Annotated in this window: 11 protein-coding genes and 1 pseudogene; 6 read left to right on the forward strand and 6 right to left on the reverse strand. The window is 69.8% G+C overall.

Annotation, left to right across the window (positions count from 1 at the left end; translation table 11 throughout):
* Window positions 1-296 precede the first annotated feature (296 nt).
* The gene (locus ACZ6O2_RS34930) at window positions 297-494 is read left to right on the forward strand and encodes a hypothetical protein (RefSeq protein ID WP_466025982.1); all 198 of its coding nucleotides are present in this window, start codon (window positions 297-299) and stop codon (window positions 492-494) included.
* Between the two features lie 147 nt (window positions 495-641).
* On the opposite strand, the gene ACZ6O2_RS34935 is transcribed toward ACZ6O2_RS34930, so the two are convergent.
* Complete coding sequence (locus ACZ6O2_RS34935; RefSeq protein WP_466025983.1) at window positions 642-1,127, reverse strand: 5'-nucleotidase C-terminal domain-containing protein; 486 nt, start codon at window positions 1,125-1,127, stop codon at window positions 642-644.
* A 120-nt stretch (window positions 1,128-1,247) separates the two neighbouring features.
* Between ACZ6O2_RS34935 and ACZ6O2_RS34940 the strand changes: the two genes are divergently transcribed.
* A complete protein-coding gene (locus ACZ6O2_RS34940) occupies window positions 1,248-2,603 on the forward strand; it encodes an RNA-guided endonuclease InsQ/TnpB family protein (RefSeq protein ID WP_466025991.1) in 1,356 nt (451 codons plus the stop codon).
* Here ACZ6O2_RS34940 and ACZ6O2_RS34945 read toward each other — a convergent pair.
* On the reverse strand, window positions 2,563-3,552 hold the full coding sequence (locus ACZ6O2_RS34945) for a 5'-nucleotidase C-terminal domain-containing protein (RefSeq protein WP_466025984.1): 990 nt from the start codon (window positions 3,550-3,552) through the stop codon (window positions 2,563-2,565). The two genes, ACZ6O2_RS34940 and ACZ6O2_RS34945, sit on opposite strands and share 41 nt — an antisense overlap.
* Window positions 3,553-3,828: 276 nt before the next feature.
* Between ACZ6O2_RS34945 and ACZ6O2_RS34950 the strand changes: the two genes are divergently transcribed.
* A complete protein-coding gene (locus tag ACZ6O2_RS34950; RefSeq protein WP_350710188.1) occupies window positions 3,829-4,458 on the forward strand; it encodes a phosphotransferase in 630 nt (209 codons plus the stop codon).
* A 63-nt stretch (window positions 4,459-4,521) separates the two neighbouring features.
* Here the strand turns inward: ACZ6O2_RS34950 and ACZ6O2_RS34955 are convergent, their stop codons facing one another.
* The 3 genes and pseudogenes from ACZ6O2_RS34955 to ACZ6O2_RS34965 all read right to left on the reverse strand — a co-directional run bounded on the left by ACZ6O2_RS34955 (window position 4,522) and on the right by ACZ6O2_RS34965 (window position 7,161).
* Window positions 4,522-5,469 carry a transposase gene (locus ACZ6O2_RS34955; RefSeq protein ID WP_466025985.1) on the reverse strand — a complete coding sequence of 316 codons (948 nt, stop codon included), beginning with the start codon at window positions 5,467-5,469 and terminating at the stop codon, window positions 4,522-4,524.
* A gap of 264 nt (window positions 5,470-5,733) precedes the next feature.
* Complete coding sequence (locus ACZ6O2_RS34960; RefSeq protein WP_466025986.1) at window positions 5,734-6,447, reverse strand: hypothetical protein; 714 nt, start codon at window positions 6,445-6,447, stop codon at window positions 5,734-5,736.
* Window positions 6,448-6,881: 434 nt separating this feature from the next.
* A pseudogene (locus ACZ6O2_RS34965) lies at window positions 6,882-7,161 on the reverse strand (DUF427 domain-containing protein).
* A gap of 253 nt (window positions 7,162-7,414) precedes the next feature.
* Between ACZ6O2_RS34965 and ACZ6O2_RS34970 the strand changes: the two are divergent.
* The 3 genes from ACZ6O2_RS34970 (at window position 7,415) to ACZ6O2_RS34980 (ending at window position 16,023) form a co-directional block, all read left to right on the forward strand.
* A complete protein-coding gene (locus ACZ6O2_RS34970; protein ID WP_466025987.1) occupies window positions 7,415-13,708 on the forward strand; it encodes an RHS repeat-associated core domain-containing protein in 6,294 nt (2,097 codons plus the stop codon).
* 4 nt (window positions 13,709-13,712) lie between these two features.
* Entirely contained in the window at window positions 13,713-14,159 is a 447-nt protein-coding gene (locus tag ACZ6O2_RS34975) for a hypothetical protein (RefSeq protein WP_466025988.1), read from the forward strand.
* A gap of 1,093 nt (window positions 14,160-15,252) precedes the next feature.
* A complete protein-coding gene (locus tag ACZ6O2_RS34980) occupies window positions 15,253-16,023 on the forward strand; it encodes a methyltransferase domain-containing protein (protein ID WP_466025989.1) in 771 nt (256 codons plus the stop codon).
* 188 nt (window positions 16,024-16,211) lie between these two features.
* On the opposite strand, the gene ACZ6O2_RS34985 is transcribed toward ACZ6O2_RS34980, so the two are convergent.
* Window positions 16,212-17,201 carry a protein NO VEIN domain-containing protein gene (locus tag ACZ6O2_RS34985; RefSeq protein WP_466025990.1) on the reverse strand — a complete coding sequence of 330 codons (990 nt, stop codon included), beginning with the start codon at window positions 17,199-17,201 and terminating at the stop codon, window positions 16,212-16,214.
* Window positions 17,202-17,424 lie beyond the last annotated feature (223 nt).

Below are 17,424 nucleotides of genomic sequence, written 5' to 3' on the forward strand. Positions count from 1 at the left end.
AGGACCCGCTTCGTGAGCTGCTGCAGCAGCCCGCCCTCGCCGGTCAGCTTCAGCCCGTCACCACGAGCGCGATCGACCAGCATCGCGATCAACTGCTCATCCGTGACCGCACTCACCGACCCTGCGGCCGGTTCCTGCCCCGAGGTGATCTCGGTCGTCATCTGGCGTCTCTCCCTTGATCGGTCGATCAGCCGTTATTTGTACAGTCCCCCGACGACTGGCGGTCTGCCGATCAGAGCCGGCGTAACGCCTACTTCGAGGCCGAACGGGCGGCGTCGGCCCAGACGGTCACTGGAATGGTTGCCATCCCGGAGTTCAAGCTGACGAGGAACGGCCCCTGGCTCGTAGGTGCGAGGGAGATCGAGCAAGCGCTGATCCTCTACCATGCTTCATCACCCAGCCTGCATGCAGAGATGGAGGGGGACGACCTGTGGGTGACCTGGCTCAACTGGCTGAGGCAGACCGTCAGCCACGGCGGCATCACCGTCGGGTGACCCCACCGTTAGATCGTTTAAACGGACGTGTCACCCACGTCCTGAAACTGATCTGTCACGGAGGTCCTGAGATCCGACATCGCCGGCAGCCGCCGGCAGCCGGCTTGTCCTCACCGATGTCCTCACCGATGTTGTCCACCGGCGGTGTCAGGCTGACGGGGAACGGTCGGTGAGATCAGGAGGACCGGTGTATGAGTCTTTAGTGCGACCGCACCGACGCGACCACCCACGAACACGAACTCCTAGCGCCGACGCTGATCCGCTCCTCCCAGCTGCCTTCGCTCCTCTACTTGGCGGTGCGCCGCGCGCTGATTCGGCAGGACGGTCGATGGAGCGAGCCCGAGTTCGGCAGGTCGGGCCCGCTCCGCGACGAGTCAGCCGACGGGTGTGGTGGTGTGCTACTCGATCGGTTGCTGGGGCGCTGAGTGTGTCCTGACGCTCCATCCACTGCTGGAACGCCCAGTAATCCATGTCGCTGCGTGTCGGGTTGACCTCGCTCTTGAGGGCGGGGAAGCCGTCGAGTCCGAGGGCGAGCCGGGAGGGCATAGCCACGCGGTAGTTGCGGTTGGGCTTGATGGGTTTGCCGTCGACAGTCACTTGCACGACCCTCTCACCGGCTAGTGCGGTGTCCACAGACCTTTGCCGGGTTCGTCGACCGTGAAATTGTCGTACCGGTGGTGTTGGCTGCGGTTTGTGCCTCGTCGTCGGGATCCCACTGCGCCACGGGTGGTGTATCGCACCGCTCGTGTCGCGGTGCGGGCGACGCCCGGGCAGCGGCGGCGGTGTTTCGGGCTGTTGCGCTCGGCCGGCGATGTGTGGGCGTGCGTGGTGGAGGTCAACGCGTGGCGGCGTCGCCGCCAGGACGCGCCGTTGACGGGCTACCAGGAGTTGTGCCGCGAGTTGTCGGCCTCGGGTCCGGGCACGTTCGCCGAGTTGGACTCGACCGGGGCGCGGTCGGTGTTGCGGCGGTTTTCCGATGCGTGGTTCGCGGCGGCGAAACGCCGCAAGGCCGGTGACGCATCGGCGGGGTTCCCGCGCCGGCGGCGGGGGTTGGTGCCGGTGCGTTGGTATCACGGCACGTTCACCCTTGACGGCCGCCGGGTGCGCATCCCCACAGCGAGGGGCACCACGCCGTTGTGGGTGCGTCTGGCACGCCAGGTGCCGTATCCGGTGGAGCAGGTTCGCTCGATCACCCTGCTGTGCGAGGGTGGCCGGCTGTTCCTCGACGTCACCGCCGAGCTTCCCGTAGCGGTGCACCCACTGGGTGAGGGGCCGGATCCCGGCCGGGTGGCGGGTGTGGACGTGGGGATCATCCACCCGTACGCGGTCGCCGGGCCCGGCGGGGAGGCGTTGTTGGTGTCGGGGCGGGCGATCCGCGCCGAGCATCGCATGCACCTGGCCGACACCAAAGCCCGCCAACGTGCCGTCGCCCGCCGCGCGCCGAAACCCGGCCAGCGAGGGTCACGCCGGTGGCGCCAGTACCGGGCCCGCGCCCGCCAGGTGGAGGGCCGGCATCGGCGGCGGGTACGGCAGGCCCAACACGAAGCCGCCCGCACCGTCGTCGACTGGGCCATCCGTCAGCGGGTCGGGGTGCTGCACGTCGGCGACCCCCGCGGCGTCCTCGACCTGCCGGCGGGGCGGCGGCACAACCTGCGGCTGCGACAGTGGCAGATCGGCCGACTCCTGCAAATCCTGACCGACAAGGCCACCCTCGCCGGCATCACCGTCCACCTCGTCAACGAACGCGGCACCTCGTCGACCTGCCCGGCCTGCCGCCACCGTGTGCCGAAACCGCGCGGGCGGACCCTGACCTGTCCACACTGCGCATTTTCGGGCCACCGTGACCTCGTTGCGGCGGCCATCATCGCCACCCGCACCCCGGGCGGCGGACCCACCACCCCCACAGCCGTTCCTGTGCTGCCTGGGGTGGTCACGCACCGTCGAGCCGGCCGGCACCTCCCCGGCACCGGCCGGTCCCGGCGTGACCCCCGCCGCCCACCTGGGCGACGTGAGGGTCAAGACGGCCCGCGGTGGCCCGCCCCACCACCCGGTGGGGAGTCGCTCGCCTCTACAGCGAGGATCCACAACAATCCATCGGAGACCCGGTGAACGTTAGTGGACACCGCACTAGCAGCCAGGGATCGATGCTGACTTCGACGTTGTCGGAGACCGACAGCGGCACAAAGGTCGAGCCCTGCCACTGCTGCTCGAAGGCCTCGCGCAGGTCGTGCCCGGAGACCGACACGGTAACGATGGAGCCCGCGCGCCCCGTCGCCGACCAACTCTCGCCGAACAGGTCGGTACCGTTGCTGTCTGCGGGGTTCGTCCCGGCGGCATACGTCAGCGGGTTGCGGACATGAGAAGGATCGGTCAAGGCCAGATCCGCGCCGCCTGGCGACGACCACGTCCTGATGTCCCTATAGGCGTCCGCCACCAAGTTTCCCATGGCGCTCTCGCCCGATTCGTCGCGGGGCCGCGTGATGTCCTCGGTTACCGTCCCGATGGGCTCGGCCCAGCGTCGGGCCGCCCACGCTTCCCAGTGTTGCACCATTGAAACCACCTCGGGATCGGGCGCGATGTCCCGCGTTACCGGCACGTTGCGCGCGCTCAGCGACGAACGGAGGACGTCACCCGTGGAAGGGTCGATCTGGAACCGGATGTCCCCGAACGTTCGGCCGTGGTGGCCCGGGGTGAGCACCGGGCGCTGCTGTCCGGCTGGGTCGGTCACGGTACAGGTCGCCGCGGAATGCCAGTGTCCGCCAATGACGACGTCAACTGCTGGGGTGACCTGCTCGGCGAGCTTCATGATCGGTCCACCGGCCGTGTCGCAGGCCTCGTACGTCGCGCGGTTCGTCGCGCCCTCGTGTGCGAGGAGGAGGATCGCCTCCGCGCCGTCCGCCTGCAGTTCGGCCGCCGATCTGTCGACTGCGGCCGCCAGATCGGTTGTGACGAGCCCTCCGACCTGATAGGAGGAGAACACGCGCTCTGTGTCCGGCGGCATCACACCGATGAAGCCGACTCGAGCCTCGGACCCGTCGGCCCCGCGGACGGTGTCCACCCATGAGGACGCCAGCGGCCGCTGCCCGGTCGGAGCGGTGCCCTCCCCGGTCTCGACGCCTCATGCTGTGCCCGTCCGCCCACACCAAGGGCGGGCGGGCACAGCCGTCTCCTCCCAGCGCGGGCAGACCCTTCTGCCTCCGCGGTGTCCGCATCTGCCGCACTGCGCGCGCTCATGCCGATGCGCGGGATGTGGCAAAGGACCAAAAGCGTCGGCGACAAGCCCTACACGGATGGCTGATTCGGTTACTGTCGGGGCGTGGTGGATGCGGCCCCTGTGGCATCGGGCCGAGACGCTGACGTCTTCGCCATCGACGATCGGCGTGTCCTTCGCCGCTACCGCGAAGGTGGAGACGTGGCCGCTGAGGCCGCAATCATGGCGTACGTTGCTAGTCTTGGTTTCCCTGCACCCACTGTGTATCAGGCGCGCGGGGCCGATCTCGTGATGGAACGACTGGACGGGCGCACCATGCTGTCGGCCCTCCTCGCCGGTGAGCTCGATGCCGTGGAAGCGGCCACCTGTCTGGCAGATCTGCATCACCGACTCCACGCGTTGCCACCCCGGCTCCGCGACGACGCTCGGATCTTGCACCTTGACCTGCACCCGGAGAACGTCATGGTGACGTCACGAGGGCCTGTCGTCATCGACTGGCGCAACGCTACCGAGGGGCCGGCAGACCTCGATGTCGCGCTCTCCGCGGTCATCCTCGCCCAAGTGGCTGTCGAGGAGGAGCATCCCCTGGCTTTGCCGGCCGCAACGCTGTTGGATGCCTTTCTCGACTGCGTCGGCGGCCCGCTGACCATGCTGGACCGCGCCCTAGCGATACGGCGCAACGATCCGGCACTGACTGGCAGCGAGCGGGAGCGGCTCGACGCCGCTGCCGTCCTCATTACCGGCCACCGATAAAGCCGCGAGACGACGGCCGGCACGCGCACGCACATGCCGCGATCAGGGTGGGGGAGCGTGGAGTCAGTGTGCCGTCGGTGCCGGCCTGCGGCGAATCCGCCACCACGCGTGGACGAGGATCGGTGGCAGCGCGATCGCGGCGCTGGCGAACGCAAGTGCTCGGGTGCGACGTTGCTGGATTTCTTCACGTAGTTCTTCGTAGGTGGCCTGGTGTTCGATGACGTCGCCGCGGGATCGTACGCATTCGTCGCCGGGCCCGATCAGGGCGTCGTGGTTGGCCGGGTTGGCCTCGAAGCAGGCGATTCTGGTCGGCTTCAGTTCCCAGTTGACGCGGTCCCAGTCGACGTCGATCCACGACTGCGACGTGCACGTGTCGCCTGAGCAGGAGGTTCGCACCGGCAGCTCCCAGCCGGAACGCAGCATGAGAGCGCCGAGGAACAGGCCCAACAGGACAGAGCTGAGGGAGACGACCGCGCGCATGTCAGGTTGGACCGCTGGCAGTCGTGCCTGGTTCCACCAGAGGCCCTCCAGAATGATCCTTCTCGCGGCCGCCTCGGCGTACTCCACCGAGACGAGCGCGAGATCGAGGCGCCGCTGACAGCGAGGGGCGCGGGAGAGCCGGTGACGCTTCTGGTCGCCGGAGGAGGCGTCCAGGCGTGCGGCGCCGTTCCAGGAGGCGAACCGGTCGCGGTCGGCGAACCGGCTGATGTCTCCGACGTCTGACAGTAGGCGGGCCGCGCCTGAGGGGGGCCGATGCCGTGCAGCTCCGTCAGGGTGGAGCCGCGGGCGGCCACCAGTTCCTTTCGAGGGCCGGCGTTCGCGTGGCCGGAAGTCGTCGCCGCAGCGCGCCATCCGGATAAGGATCGCGCCTCGGCCGAGCGGCTGCCTCTGCTCGTCCCGGCCTGCGCCGACGGCGACCGTCCGCGGGAGGCCGTCGACATGGTCGCGGAAGCCTTGACCGCTCTCGGCGCCCGGTCCGACGTGCGTCAGGTCAGCGAAGGAATTGCTCAACAGCCGGTACTGGACGCCGTGCCGATGGGCAGACGTTGACGACGTCCTCGTCAACCATGGATCGCATGCCTACCGCCGCTACGGAGGTGAACTCTCGCTGGAACGACTCCGCCTCATCGCCGCCACGCTCCAGCCTTCAGGGACCACCAGACACCAGTAGCGCGCCAGCGCACTGCTTCGCCGCTTCCAACGCTGGGGCGCCAGGTCAAGCTCGGTTCCGAGGCCGAGCGCGTTACTCGTTGACATGGTCTCGCTGCGGCGTCTTCAGACCAGGAGACGCTCCCGCATCTTCGCACCTATATTGATCGCACCTACCGTCCGAGGACCGGTCGGATCGTGCACGTCGAAGGTGTTGTTGCGGCGCATCAGCGCACGAACCGGAGGTGGCAGCCGGGGCGGGTCGTCCATGGCTGTGAGGACCTGCCCGGCGGTCGAGATCAGTCGGTCGGCCAGGGCGGCAGCGTCGGTGTCTAACTGCACGCGGCCGTACTCCCAGCCGGCGGTGGTGAGGTCGAGCACCTCGAACACGCGGGCCACGAGCGGGTTCGGATCGGTGACCCGGTCGAGCCGGGGCGCCTGGCTGCCGACTACCGCGACGGCGGCGGCCACCTGCGCGTACGGGTGGAAGCCGCACGGCAACGTGAACAGTGGCCACCGTAGGGCTGAGCCGGCCTCCATCCACAGCGGTCGGTAGTTGCGGCGGTGCACCAGGAGCCGCCGTCCCGTCCGTCGGTGTATCTCGTGGGCCTGGGCCTGTAGGTCCGCGTGGGCCTCGTCGGCGACCTGGCTTACGATCCGGGCCGCCACCACCAAGCCGTCGTCGCCGTTCAGCATTGCGGTGATCGCCTCGACCTGCTCGGAAAACCGGATCTGCGCGTGGCCGCCGTACCGGTACTGGAGGTCCCGTAGCAGCGCCTGCTGCCGCCCCGTATCGAGCTGGACCCGCCCGCCACCCAGTAACCGCCGGAGCCAATGCATTTCGCCTCGTTTCAGCAGAGCCGTCCCGGACCGCGGCAATGCTACAGATCTTGAATGGTCAGGTTGTGTCGGGTTCGAGGATCAGGCCGGTGTGAGCGAGGAACCCGTCGAGCAGGCGGCCGTCGGCGTCGGGACGGCGCGGCGGGGATGCTGGCCGCCCTCGCTCGCCGCCGGCGTGGGCTCGGGTGCCGCAGCCGGCACCACCGGATCGTCGCCGCCGAGCACCCCGGTGGCGAAGAGCGCCCCGAGGAGTATGCCGACCAGTCAGACGGCCAGCGCCACCCGCATCATCGGGTCCCTGGGCGGCCCCGGACGGGGCGCGCGACGGCCACCCTAGACCATCCCGGACGGGTCGTTGCCCCATCTCCGACCGTCATACCGGCATCCTGGTCCACCCCGATCGTCGACGGCCAATCGGCCCGGCCGGAGGTGACTCAGTCGACGACCGTGACGTCCTTCCCGAAGGCGACCCGACCGCGGACCATCTCCGCCTCCGGCTTCGGCTCCGTGTAGCACCACGACGTTGGCGCTGGTGCGGCCCGCGTGCTCCAGCGTGGTAGGACGCGGTGCCTCTCCGTGGGGATACGGTGTGGGTCGAGAGTCCCCGGATCAGGTCGTCGCGCAGCGCGGAGCGGGCAAGTAGTGGTTGCCTTCGACCACCACCGTCTCGTCGCTCTCGGCGATCACCAGGTCGTTCCAGCCGGCTCTCGGCATGCCCGTCGGCGCTCGGCCGGCCACCCGTCAGCTGCGCGGCCCGGCACCCTTTGATGGCACCGGAACTCGTCCGTCTGATCGACGCCTGAACGGGAAAAGTTCCCGTGATCTTCCTGATTTGCATACATTTGTAGATCGTCTTATCGGCCATCCCGATCCGTCTGACCGGTTTGAAGATCAACGATGTCGTGCCGTTCTTCGGCTCCGATCAGTACGTTGCCTTCACTTTTGTTGATCACACAGGGAGGCAGCGGTGCACGCTGGTCCGGAGTCGTCCGTCGTCATGCGACGGATCGGCGATCTGGTGCGCGGGCGGTACGGCCAGGCGCTGATCGTGTTCCTCACGGTCGTGCTCGCGGCGACGCTGGCCGAGTGGGGAGCGCGGCGACCCGCCGTCGCGGCACCCCCGTCGGCCACGCAGGCCACCCCGACCGTGCTGGAGCGGCCGGACGAGACGGCAGCGTTGATCACCGCCCGGATGACCGGCAAGCGGGTACTGATCACCGGTCTCACCTCGGAGACCTCCCAGTTCTGGGCGCTGCCGTCCGGCGCCGTGACCGCGGAGATCGCGGCCGGCCCGGTCCGGATGCGGAACGGGACCGGCGGCTGGGCCGACGTGGACCTGACGCTGCACCGGCGCGAGGACGGATCGGTCGCACCGGTTGCCCACCCGTACGGGTTGACGTTCTCGGGCGCCGCCGGAGCCGGTGAGCACGCCCTGGTCACGCTGGGTGCGACCGGGAACCGCGCCACGCTCGGCTGGAGCGGCGCGCTGCCCGAGCCCGTGCTCGACGGCAACCGGGCCACCTACCCGGACGTCCGTCCCGGGGTGGACCTGGAGGTCACCGCCACCCGCACCGGCTACCAGCAGCTGCTCATCGTGAAGGACCGGGCGGCGGCGGCCCAGGTACGCCGGATCCGGCTGCCCTGGCGTACCGAGGGTGCGACGGCGCGGACCGACGGCGCCGGCGGGCTCGAGATCCGCAACCGCTCGGGCAAGCGCATCGGCAGCGTCGGCGCCCCGTTGATGTGGGACGCCGCGGTCGACCCCGCCTCCGGAGAGCACCGCCGGCGTGCGCCGGTCGGGCTCAGCCTCGACGGCCAGGGCGACCGGACCGGGCTGGTGCTGGAGCCGGACCGGGACTTCCTCGCCGACCCGGCCACCAGCTACCCGGTGACCATCGACCCGTCCCAGAGCATCGGTGCCAACTTCGACGCGTTTGTGCAGTCCAGCTTCACCTCCGACCAGTCCGCTGCGACCGAGCTGAAGCTCGGCACGTACGACGGCGGCACCACGAAGGCCCGGTCCTTTCTCCGCTTCGACAGCGTCAACACCTGGCTCTGGGACAAGCAGGTGCAGTCGGCGACGCTGAGCCTGTGGGAGTTCCACTCGTACTCGTGCACTGCCAGGTCCTGGGAGGCGTGGCGGGTCGGCGCGGTCAGCACGGCGACCCGCTGGACCGCCCAGCCGACGTGGGACGCCAAGGTCGGCACCTCCACCGAGACGAAGGGCTACAGCACCACCTGCGGCGACGGCTGGGTGAACGTGACGGTGGCCGACGCCTTCCAGTACGCCGCCGACGCCCACTCGACGTCGGTGAACATCGGCATCCGGGCGACCTCGGAGACGGACAACTACTCCTGGAAGCGGTTCAACTCCCGGGAGGCGGCGGCCAACCCGCCGAAGGTGAGCATCACCTACCAGTCGAAGCCGGTGGTCAGCGCGCTGGCGACGGTGCCGGCGACGGTCTGCGCCACCGGCACCGGCCGGCCGTACGTCAACAGCCGGACGCCGCAGCTCCGCGCCAAGATCACCGATGGGGAGGCGTCGCCGGTCAAGGCCAGGTTCGAGTGGCAGACCAGCGTCGGCGCGCTGCTCGGCTCCAGCGTGGTCGGTCCCGGTGCCTCCGGCTCCTGGCTCGCGGCCACCGTGCCCTCCGGCGCCTTCGCCGAGGGCGGCACCTACAAGTGGCGGGCCCGGGGCAACGACGGCACCGTGGACGGTCCGTGGTCGGCCATTTGCGAGTTCACCGTGGACACCACCGCGCCGTCGGCGGCGCCGATGGTCTCCTCGACGTCGTACCCGGCGGGTCAGTGGGGTGGCGCGGCGGGCACCGCCGGCACCTTCACCTTCGGCGCGTCGGGCGTCACCGACGTGGCGGCGTACGAGTACGGCCTCAACGTCAACCCGCCGAACCTGAGCGTCAACGCGCCCAGCCTCGGCGCGGGCGCCAGCGTCTCGATCACCCCGAGCGCGGACGGGCCGCAGACCCTCTACGTGCGCAGCCGGGACCGGGCCGGCAACCAGTCGGCGATCCGCAGCTACTCGTTCTCGGTGGGGGCGGGTGCGGTCACCGGCCCGAAGACGGGCGACGTCACCGCCGCGAAGGTCGCGGTCACCGGTGTCGGCCGGTCGACGGCGACCGGCGTCACCTACCAGTGGCGGCGGGGCGACAGCGACCCGTGGGTCACCGTCCCGGCCGCCGACGTGACCGTGGCCGCCGGTGGCGGCGCCGTGGCCTGGCCGCTGCCGACCAGCGGCTCCGGCGCCTTCCCGAAGCTGAACTGGGACGTCGAGGCCACCCTGGCCGCGGTGGACGCCGAGTCGGTGCCCCGGGACGGGCCGGTGCAGGTGCGGGGCAGCTTCACCGGCGGCGCCGGCGGATACTCCAGCGCTGTGAAGATCACCTTTGACCGGGCGCAGGCGTCGGCGGAGTCCGAGCAGATCGGCCCCGGTTCGGTCAACGTGCTCACCGGCAATTACACCCTCGCCGACACCGACGTCTCGGTCGACGCGCCCGGGAGCGACCTGACCGTCACCCGCTCCTACAACACCCGCCGGGTGGCGCAGACCGACCCGGCGGAGATGTTCGGGCCCGGCTGGGTCTCCGGCGCGGTGGTCGACGAGGCCGACGCCGGCTACACCTCGCTCTCCGTCTACGGCTCGCTGGTCCAGGTCGGGCTGCCGGACGGTGACACCATCGGCTTCACCCGGCGCAGCACCACCGCCTTCGACCCGGAGATCGGGATGGAGGCGCTCACGCTGTCGTACGACGCCGCGGCCGACGCGTACACGCTGCGGGACCTCGACGGGCAGGTGGCAGTCTTCACCCGGGTCACCGGGACCACCGCCGGGAAGTACTTCCCGACCTCGGTCACGGTGCCCGGCGACAACCAGACGGTCAGCTACAGCTGGGAGCGGGTCACCGTCGCGGGCAAGGAGATCGTCCGGCCGACCCGGATGCTCGCCCCGGTCGCCGACGGCGTCGCCTGCACCACGCTGGCCCGCGGGTGCCGCGCCCTGACCTTCAGCTACGCGACGGCTACCACCGCCACCGGCGCAGGCGAGCCGGGCTGGGGCGACTACCTCGGCCGGGTCCGGGAGATCTCGTTCACCGCCTGGGATCCGGACCTGCCCACCCCGGCGATGCGTACCGTGCCGATGGCGCGGTACGCCTACGACAACTCCGGCCGGCTGCGGGCCTCCTGGGACCCCCGGCTGGACTGGAACGACGCCGGCACCGTCCGACACGTCGCGGACACCTACACCTACGGGGCCGACGGCGTCCTCTCCGGGACCACCCCGGCCGGTCAGGAGCCGTGGCAGTTCAGCTACACCACCGTCCCCGGCGACCCGGGCACCGGGCGGCTGCACCGGGTGACCCGGTCCGCGCTGACCGCCGGCACCGCCACCACCACCGTCGTCTACCAGGTGCCGACCAGCGGCACCGGCGCCCCGTACGACCTTTCCCCCAGCCAGACGGCGCGCTGGGGGCAGACCGAGGCGCCGACCGACGCCACCGCCGTCTTCCCGCCCGGCCAGGTGCCCGGCGGCGACCCGGCTGCGGGGACGCTGCCGGCGTCCTGGGAGCACGCCGAGGTGACCTACCTCGACGCAAACGCCCGTGCGGTCAACGAGGTCGACCCGGGCGGGCACACCACCGCCACCTGGTACGACCAGTGGGGGAACACCGTGCGGTCGCTGACCGCCGCCAACCGGGCCCGCGCCCTGGACGCCTCCGCGTCGGACACCTCCATCGAGGAGGCGACGTTGGCCGAGAAGCTCTCCTCGGTCAACAGCTACTCCGCCGACGGCCAGCTGCTGCTCGCCGAGACCGGACCGGAGCACGACGTGGTGATCGGCAGCGGTGCCACCGTTCGCGGCCGGTCGGTCACCCGGTACACCCACGACGAGGGGGCACCCACCACGGGCGCTCCGTACCACCTGGTCACCACGCAGGACGAGCTGGTTCAGTACTGGGGTGCCGGGGGCGTGGTCACGGAGAGCGACCTGCGCCGCACCACGAAGGCGTACAACTGGACGCTGCGGCAGCCGACCGTGCTGACCGTCGACCCCGGTGGCAAGGCCCTGACCACCCGGATCGGCTACGACGCGGAGACCGGGCTGCCGAACTCCACCACCCTGCCGGCCGGCGGCACCTCGACCACCACCCCGTACACCCGGCAGACGGTCGCCTACCGGGCGACGTCGGGCTCGGGCTACGCCGAGTGCGACCTGCGGCCGGAGTGGGCCGGCCTCACCTGCCGTACCCAGCCCGGCGGGCAGCCGGCGACCGGGCCGGAGGTGCCGTACTCCGTCACCACCTACGACCTCTACCACCAGGTGCGGACGATCACCGAGAAGACCGGCGCCGGTGTCCTGCGGACCACCACGACCACGTACGACGGCGCCGGCCGGGTCCGGGAGACGGCGGTGACCGCGGCGGCCGGGCTGGGCGCGGCGGTCCCCGTGCAGCGCAGCAACTACGACCCGGCCACCGGGACGCTGACCCGGGTCCAGTCGGTGACCGGCAACACGGTCACCGCCGAGGTCGTGCGCGGCTACGACCGGCTCGGTCGGCAGGTCTCCTACACCGACGCCGACGGCAACACCTCGACCACCGGGCACGACCTGCTCGGGCGGGTGTCGACCAGCTCGGACGGAAAGGTCACCCGGACCTACCGCTACGCCGGCGTGGATGGTCGCCGTGATCTGCTCACCGCGGTCGAGGACGGGCAGGTCGGCACCTTCAGCGGGGGCTACGACGCCGACGGCAACCTGGTGTCGGAGACCTGGCCCAACGGCGTGGTGGTCAGCACCGAGTACGACGAGACCGGTACCCCGGTGGGCCTCACCTACACCCGCCCGGGCTGTGGACAGGTCGACTGCACCCTGTTCAGCGAGGCGGTCACCGAGTCGGGCCACGGCCAGTGGCGGCGGCACGTCTCGACCCTGTCGGACCAGACCTACGGCTACGACGCCGTCGGCCGACTGACCAGCGTCGAGGACACCGTCGGCGAGCAGTGCACCACCCGCACGTACGCGTTCAGCACGGCCAGCAACCGCGCCTCGACCACGACGTACGCCCCCGGGGCCGACGGTGCCTGCCAGAGCACCACCGCGGCCGGCACGCGGAGCTGGAGCTACGACACGGCCGACCGGGTGACCAGCACCGGGTACGGGTACGACGCGCTGGGCCGGACAACCACCGTGCCGGCGGCCGACACCGCCGTGCCGGCGAGCGGGAACCTGACCGTGGCCTACCACGTCACGGACCTGGTGGACCGGATCACCCAGGGCGCGCGGACCACCGACTACACCCTCGACGTGACGGGCAACCGGATCCGGTCCTGGACGGACAACGCCTCCGGGGTGGCCGTGCAGGCGGTCCACCACTACGACGACGACAGCGACAACCCGGCCTGGACCCAGGAGTCGGCGGGCCACTGGACGCGGGCGGTGACCGGCCTGTCGGCGCTGGCCGCCGTCTGGGACAGCGACAGTGGCCAGGCCGAATGGCAGCTGCGCAACCTGCACGGCGATCTGGTGGCCAGCATCCGCCCCGGCGACCAGGGGCTCTCCGCCACGTCGGAGAGCACCGAGTACGGCGCACCGCGCAACCCGGACGACGCGGGGACACAGCGCTACGGGTGGCTGGGCGCGAACCAGCGGGCAGCGGACACCCCGGCCGGCATCGTCCTGATGGGGGTACGGCTCTACAACCCGACCACGGGCCGGTTCCTCCAGACCGACCCGGTGTACGGCGGCAACGCCAACCCGTACGACTACTGCTCCGGCGACCCGGTCAACTGCTTCGACCTGGACGGACGGTTCGGCTGGGGCAAGTGGCTCGACCGCACCGGCGCGGTACTCGGCTTCGCGGCGATGTTCGGCTGCGGCCCGTGCGCGGTGATCTCCGCCGGGATCTCGCTGGGCCGGGGCATCTACAAGATCCGCAAGGGCGACCGCAGCGGGTGGGTCGACCTCGTCGGAGTGGGCACCTTCGGCGCTGCCAAGGCACTGCGCTACGGCGGCAAGTTCGTCAAGAACCGGCGGATCAAGAGTGCGCCGAAGGGAGTTCCGGGTCGCAGCAAGTACTACAAGAAGAAGCGGAAGCAGGCTGCCGCCAAGCACCGCCGGTACCAACGGAAGGTGGTCCGCCGGGCAGACCGGATCGACACCGGCTGGGGTGTCTGGTCGTCCTACACGGCGGGCCGGGACGGATACCGTGACTACCGCAGTTGGCGCAAGAAGCGCAGGAGGTGACGGCGTGCCGGGTCCCGGGCGGCCACCGCTGCCGTACACCATGACACTGGGACTGGCGGGCGGGTTGGATCGGCTGACCCGCCGCTGGTCCTGGGGTCTGGCGGCCGAGTACCGACGCTGGCTGGCGGCGGTGCTCGGGCCCCGGCCGCCTCGGTTGGACGAGGAGAGCGCGCCGGTGCTGGCCGCCCGGTTCCTGCACGCGCTCTGGCTGGTGCTCGCGGTGCTGCTGGCGGTGGCCACGCTGCCGTTCCGGTCACCGTTGAGCAGCGGTGGCGTGCTGGCCGTCGGCGTGCTCACCCTCGGTGCCTGCGTCGGCGTCGTCAACGCGGCGCTGGGCTACCTGAACGAGCGCGGAACCGCCCGGCTGGCCCGGCACCCGCTGTTCACCGCCGGTTGGCTGGTGGTGGTCGGTGCGCTGGACGCCGTCGTCCTGCTCACCGTCTTCTTCTGAGATTCCATGGCCTACCCCGGCCGCCTCGAAGGATGAAAATGTACTTGCCCTCGCCGACCTAGAAGAGCACCTGCGCCGCCAGGTGGCCTATCTCAGACGGTCCGCCGCCGCGTACGACGAGGGTGCCACAGACGAGGCGTTTCGGCTCGCGACGACGGTTCGCGTTCTCTGCCACCAGACGGCAAACAGCCGGTCACTGTTGCACCAGCTCGGACTTCTACCGCAGAGGCTGCGGTTCCTGAACACGGCCATCCGGCTTCCGGACCTTCCCCCGGGTTCTTTCGCCATCAACCCGGGTTTATGCACGATTCGCGTAAATTTTGACGCTGGCACCGCCAGCCCCACCCCGGTGCTGGACGACCTTGGCCCCGATCGGACCAACCCGCCTCAAGCCTTCGATGAGTGGTGGGCCAACCGGTTCCTGACCAACGAGTCGCCTCTCCGTGGTGGGCGGAGTGCCTTCACCTACAGCCGGCGGAACGTGGTGCTCCAGATGGCGAACAAGGATGGCGGGGCGCATGTAGACCCGCAGATGCCGGATCACTATCGAGCGTTGGTGGACCACGACGTAGTCGTCGGACTGGTGGTAGATGGCCGGCAGGCATCGAATCCTCGGCGGGCATTCGCGACTGCATGGATGCGCCAGATCGCTCACGAGGTTCAACGCACCTTGGAGCGTGACTTCCGTACGCGAGCCATCTTGGAGGGCGGCCCCAGCGGACTGGCCCCGGGAGGGCCCCCGGGGTGACTAGCTGGGTGACGATCGGGCCGGACGTCGGTGGACGAGCACGGACGAGCGTGGACTGTTCTTGCAGTCCGGAATCGGTATAGCAGCAGGTGAGCGTCCTGTGCTGGTTGCCTGGGGGTCAAGGGGCCGACGAGGACCAGGTCCAGGCCGTCACCAGGCCGTCGGAGGCCGATCGTGAGCGACCAACGACGACCACTGGTGACGCCGTCTGCCCAGGTGACAAGGCGTGGCCGGCCCGATCACCAGGCCGGCCGGGGCCTGCTTACCTGTAGTTCGTGGACTGGTGGGCGCCGTAGTTCCAGTGCAGGGCAGCGGTGAAGGCGAGGCAGAGACTAGCGTGGCCAAATGCCCGAGTCGCTATTCGAACAGACGTGCCCAGACGACTACCTAGTACGCCTTGCCGCCTCGGATCTCGGGCGGTCATACAAGAGCCTGGCGACCTCCGAGCTCGCAATCCGCCGTAATGACGTAGTGCTGGACCTCGGATGCGGTCCGGGCGCTGATCTCCCTGCGTTCGCGGAAGCGGTTGGACCTGACGGTGGAGTCATCGGCCTCGACCACGATCCTGTGCACGTCGAGCAAGCCGCCGCTCGCGCGGCGGAGCTGCCACAAGTTCAGGTCCGTGAGTGCGACATCCACGCCCTCGACATGTCGAGCGGTAGCGTTGACCGAGCACACACAGATCGGGTGCTGCAACATGTCGTAGATCCGGCGACGGTTATTGCCGAGGCACGGCGAGTCCTGCGTGCCGGCGGGTGCGCCGTGTTCGCCGAGCCCGACTGGGACACGCTCATCGTCGATTATTCCGACCTAGCTCTTGCGCGGGCCTACACGCGTTTCGTGACCGAGCAAGTGGTGCGCAACGGGTGCATTGGTCGACAGCTTCCTCGACTCGCTGCAAGTGCCGGCTTTGCCATTACCAAGGTCATCCCGATCACGGCCACCTTCCAAGACGCCGAGGCGGCGGATAAGGTCTTGGGTTTTCGGCGAGTAACTGAGCGCGCAGTAAGTGCGGGCTACCTAGGCGCACAGGCAGCCGACCAATGGCTCGACCACCTCGCTACTCGTCCTTTCTTCGCATCCGTCACCCTGTTCATCGTCGTCGCGGCGGCGTAGGCGACTGTCGACAGCAACAGTGACAGCAACGCGCTGGGACGAGAACGCCCGGCGGCCGCCGGGCACGGACAGTTGCCCGAGGTAGCGAACGCGCACAGACGACGCCGGACGATCCGCACAGAGCTTGTAAGCGAGACGTCACTTCGGCGGCTCGGCGCCAGGTAGGGCCAGTCTGAGCCAGTGAGCGTTCAGGTGGTGATGTGGTGTGGCAGCGATAGTTCGTCGGTGTGGCCGGGTGGGCGGTACCAGTACCGGGAGGGCGTCAAGTCTTCCTCCGCGGGGGCCCACGCGGTCCAGCGGCGGGCTCGTCCTCCGCTGGTCTCAATGTTCCCGTCGGGGAGCCGGCGCCACTGGATCTGGTCGACGATGACAAGGTGGGTGTCGGTGCCACGCGCGTGGCCGACCTCGTTGAAGGTCAGCTCGACCTTGTCCGCCGACCCTGACGAGCCCTTGACCTCGATGTGTAGCTCCGCGGCTCCGCGCGTCGCCCGGATGTCGTAGCTCTTCCGGTCGCCGACGTCCTCGACGTCGTATTTCTCGACGTCGCGGTAGTGGTCCATGACGGCCCGCACGGCGTGCCGTTCAATCGCGTCCTTGAGTACCTGGTCGGTCATGTACCCGGATCCGCCGGACCGGCCGCTGGTGGGACGTGCGACCTCATCGCCAGGAGTTGGCTGATGCGGCGCGAGCGAGGGGCGGTCAGGTTCGTCGGCTGCTTCGGACGATGGGCCTGCTGCGAGATCGGCCGCCAGGCGGTCGGCGTCGGAAGCGTCGTAGCCGGGGACACTGAGACGTAGCCGTATCCGCTTGGTGCTGTTTCCGGGTCGACGGGCGTCGGCTGCCTGACCAATGGTCGTCTGCGCGTTGGTCAGCTGCCGTCGGAACATGTGGAGGTCGGGAACGTCAACCAGACGGACGGGTCGGCTGATCAAGCTGCGACTCGACTCGGGAAGTAGCTGAGTCCGCCGCGAATCAACCACCGCTGCTTCAACGACAGCTCCGCGTTCCTTGAGACGCCGCAGGATCAGCTCAAGCGCAGACCGGTAGTCCGTGTTCCTGGGCGGTCTGCCCTCGGCCCGGCCACTCATGCTTTCGAGGATGAGGGACACCTGACCGCCATCGGGTTCGACCGAGTATTCGGCGTCGAGCACCTGGCCGCGGTCGTTGGTCGGTCGCATGTTGGCCACTCTGGCACAGACGGACGACACCACTGCCGAAGTACTCTCTTATGGATCAAGGCGGCCCGCAAAGCGGGCCGCGGGGGGGGGGGGGCGGGGGGGTGGTGGGGGGAGGGGGGGGGGGGGGGGGGGGGGGGGGGCGAGAGGGGGGGGGGAAGAGGGGGGGGGGGGGGGGGCGGGCGTGGGGGGGGCTGGGGGGGAACACCCCCAAACGACTCCAACG

This window comes from Micromonospora sp. NPDC048040 (assembly GCF_055587185.1).

Bases quoted from the DNA above. Each gene is read 5' to 3' on its own strand.
- ACZ6O2_RS34980 (WP_466025989.1), top strand. From the start codon at position 15,253: ATGCCCGAGTCGCTATTCGAACAGACGTGCCCAGACGACTACCTAGTA.
- ACZ6O2_RS34985 (WP_466025990.1), bottom strand. From the start codon at position 17,201: ATGCGACCGACCAACGACCGCGGCCAGGTGCTCGACGCCGAATACTCG.
- ACZ6O2_RS34930 (WP_466025982.1), top strand. From the start codon at position 297: ATGGTTGCCATCCCGGAGTTCAAGCTGACGAGGAACGGCCCCTGGCTC.
- ACZ6O2_RS34960 (WP_466025986.1), bottom strand. From the start codon at position 6,447: ATGCATTGGCTCCGGCGGTTACTGGGTGGCGGGCGGGTCCAGCTCGAT.